We start from the raw sequence: 1,824 nt of genomic DNA on the forward strand, positions 1-1,824 counted from the left end.
GCTCCTCTGCAAGTCCGCCGGCAGCCCTGGCGACCACGGAGTCGCTGGCACGGGCGGCGTAATCGGCCACGGCCTGCTGCAGCCGCGCTGCGAGGATCCGCTGCACCGGCGCGGACTGCTGTGGCAGTCGCCGTGACAGCGCCTCCAGGTAGTGAAAGCGCGCCGGGTCGTGGCGATCCGCGCCCTCGGCACGCAAGGACGCCAGCGTGGGTCCGCCTGCCTCACCCATTGCGCGCAGGCTGGACATTCGAGGCCCGGGGCACGGGGGCCATTTCCACGCGGCGGTTCTGCGCGCGCCCTTTTTCGTCGGCGTTGTCGGCCACCGGCTGTTCGGCGCCGAAGGCGGCCGCGAAGACCTGCGACGAAGGCATGCCCTCATCGATGAGCGCGCGCGCCACCGTCAGGGCGCGCTGTGCCGACAGTTCGAGGTTGTCGGCGAAGCGCTGGTGGGGGCCGCGCAGCAACGTGGTGTTGTCGGTGAAGCCGCTCACCATCAGCATCTCGTCGCGCTCGCGCAGGTAGACCTGCAGCGGCGGCACCAGGCTTTTGAGCAACTGGCGGCCTTCCGGGCGCAACTCGTCGGAGCCCGTGGCAAATAACACGCTGCCGCTGATGCCGATGCGCCCGTTGTGCACGGTGACGCGCCCGCTGGCCAGCGGAATGGCCAGCGCCTTTTCGAGCGCCATGCGGCGCTGCTCTTCCTGCTGGCGTTTTTCCACCTCCTGCTTGAGGCTGGCCACCAGGTCGATCTGCACCACGAGCACGCCCACCAGAATGAGCACGAACGCCCCCAGCAGGCCTGCCATCAGGTCGCCGAACACGGCCCATACGGGCGCCGTCTGGCCTGCGCCTTCGTCCAGGGCGTCGTCCAGCCCCGTCACGCGGCCACCCCCTCGGCCGGTGCCGCCGACCGACCGGCGCTGGCGTGAAGCCGGCGCAGGTCTTCGACGATGCCCTGCTGCGCGCTGATGCTCAGGTCGATCACCTCGCGCGCCTGCGCCACGTAGTACGCCAGTTGCTCGTCGCTGCGGCCCATGGCCTGGGTGATGGCGCTTTCGATGCCCCGCAGGCTCTGCGTGAGCGTTTCGTTGCTGGCACTGAACAGGCCCACGCCGTGGTTGAAGGCCTCGCCCAGGCTGGCCAGTTCGACGGCGCTGGCGGCCACATGCGCGGCCACCTCGTCCACCTGGCCGGCCTGCGCACCCAGCGCATCGGCAAACTGCTGCCCCGCCTGTTCAAGCACCCCGGCGGCCGAGCCGACCAGGGTGTCGATGGCGGCACGCTGCTGCACGGCCGCTTCTTTCATGGACTGCAGCAGGCTGCCCATCTGCTCCACCATGGCCGTGCGCTCTTCGAGCGCGGCGTTGTCGCGCTCGCCCAGGCGCGTCATCTCCTGGCGCAGCTGGGTGATCACTTCGGCGGCTGCCTGGGGCACGTCCGACGCGGTCTGCAGCAGGCGCGTGAGCGGCGCCTCCAGGGCTGCCCCCAGTGTGGCCAGGTGCTGCGCCACAGCTGCCTGCAGCATATCGAGCCGGTCCACGGCCGCCTGGCCCCGCTCGGCTTCGGCGTCGCGCAGGGCGGCCAGCTCGGTGCGCCAGACGCCCGTGAGTTCGTCCATGCGCTGGCCCTGGCCCTGCAGCCAGCGGTCCTCGGCCTCCAGGCGGGTGCGCAAGAGCGCGTCCGACTGTTCCATCAAAGCGGCCGCGCCGCCCAGCGAACGGGCCACCTGATCGGCCATGCGCTCGGTGATCTGCGTGGCCGTTGCCTCCAGCGCCGTGCACACGCCCTGCTGTTGGGCCGCCGCCTGGGCGCCGGCGCTCTGCC

2 protein-coding genes and 1 pseudogene are annotated in these 1,824 nt (G+C 71.2%); all 3 read right to left on the reverse strand.

The genetic code is table 11. The features are described from left to right. Window positions 1–247 (reverse strand): DUF2894 domain-containing protein (locus ACDELDRAFT_RS21995; RefSeq protein ID WP_232504821.1); only part of this gene is annotated, 247 nt, incomplete at its 3' end. Then, window positions 222–881 carry an OmpA family protein gene (locus tag ACDELDRAFT_RS22000; RefSeq protein ID WP_005800845.1) on the reverse strand — a complete coding sequence of 220 codons (660 nt, stop codon included), beginning with the start codon at window positions 879–881 and terminating at the stop codon, window positions 222–224. The genes ACDELDRAFT_RS22000 and ACDELDRAFT_RS21995, both read right to left, overlap by 26 nt. After that, window positions 878–1,824: pseudogene (locus ACDELDRAFT_RS22005) on the reverse strand (DUF802 domain-containing protein); the annotation flags it as partial. The pseudogene ACDELDRAFT_RS22005 and the gene ACDELDRAFT_RS22000, both read right to left, overlap by 4 nt.

The sequence above is a fragment of the Acidovorax delafieldii 2AN genome, from assembly GCF_000175235.1.
Classification (GTDB): Bacteria; Pseudomonadota; Gammaproteobacteria; order Burkholderiales; family Burkholderiaceae_C; genus Acidovorax; species Acidovorax delafieldii_B.